The sequence below is a fragment of the Stenotrophomonas maltophilia group sp. SKK55 genome (genome assembly GCF_057179845.1).
Genome location: NZ_JBXUHP010000040.1, coordinates 1 through 1,260, shown reverse-complemented (window position 1 = coordinate 1,260; position 1,260 = coordinate 1). Strand labels below are relative to the sequence as shown.

1 protein-coding gene is annotated in these 1,260 nt (G+C 60.5%); it reads right to left on the bottom strand.

Going from position 1 to position 1,260, the window contains the following annotated elements; genetic code table 11:
• Nucleotides 1–156: 156 nt before the first annotated feature.
• Nucleotides 157–1,260, bottom strand: a 1,104-nt coding sequence (locus AC2A1N_RS13835) for a DUF2254 domain-containing protein (RefSeq protein ID WP_484372616.1), incomplete at its 5' end; no start/stop codon positions are given.

Below are 1,260 nucleotides of genomic sequence, written 5' to 3'. Positions count from 1 at the left end.
GCCAACTATCGTGGAGCTCTGAACACGGTATTTGCAGTACTGATCTTCATTACTGCCGCATACATGCTGTGGAAGGTGAGCTGACCGGATGTGCTCCAGACCACAGCCGAGCACTGATAGCCAGCGCAGCGCTTCAAAGGCTTTGATAGGAAGATACTACGAACGGTGGTCCACATCTTCCAGAGTCAAATAAGATGCGACGGCTCGAAGCGCCTCGCGATCAGCTTCGAAATCCATGGCCAATAGGCCGCGCTCCAACGCGATGCGGGCATGCGCCTGTGATGCGACTCTTGTCGCTTCATTCGAGGACCCTGCCAACGCTGCGAAGGCCTTCTGCAGCCGGATACTGACCTCCAGGGACGCGGCGGCATCCCTGGCAATCGGAGTGAACGCGTCCTCAAACATGTCGCGTACGTCGAGACACTGCACGTGCACGCGCGGATACAGCACCTCGCCTGTCGCAGCGTCCCCTGCGTGGCTGGACCATGCACAGAGCAGCCTGACACATGTCCCGATGACGTCGATGCAGGTCCCAGGGTCGTTCACCGCAGGTGACATGGCTCGCTGGGCAATTTCCGCAAGCACGACCAGCCCGAACCGTGGGTCATTTTCGATGGAGCGCGCGTCGCTAAAGGAAATGGCTGAGATCACTTCACTCTGTACTTCAGGAAGTAGATTTCCCTCGATGGCTATCAACGGACGGGTTGGGGTTGCGAACGTACCCGGCTGGCAGAGCAGATGAACGCGTAGATCATGTTCCTGCGCAATGGCGTTGATCCGCCCGACATCCACGTGTTCAACGTAGGCCACCTGATCGCCGACCAGCTGCACCGCCCCCTCTCCTACCCGAACCGCACTGGCTCCGCCGAGCGAAGGCTCCTCGGCGCGGCGCTTCATTGCCACTTGGGTCGCCCGCTCCACCAGATCGATGGTTTCGCCGACGCGGCCAAAGCGTGAGAACTGCTCGATAGCCCGGAGCAACGTCACTGTGATGACGATGATGACCGCGATGGTTGCCCCGAACAGTACAAGCCGGCCGCTATCTCCGTAGATGCCGGTGCTGAGCGCGATGAGGCCCACGATCGAGAACAGGAAGGCACCAATGAAGGTGGCCAGCGCACCTTGGGCCCGGGTGTCTTCGATCAGCAGGCGGGCCGCGCGCGGGGTGGCGCTGTTGGACGCGGACCCGTATGCCGAGACCATGGTGGACAGCGAGAAGGTGGTTACCGTCAGCATCGACGCGGCAAGAATGCCAAGAAT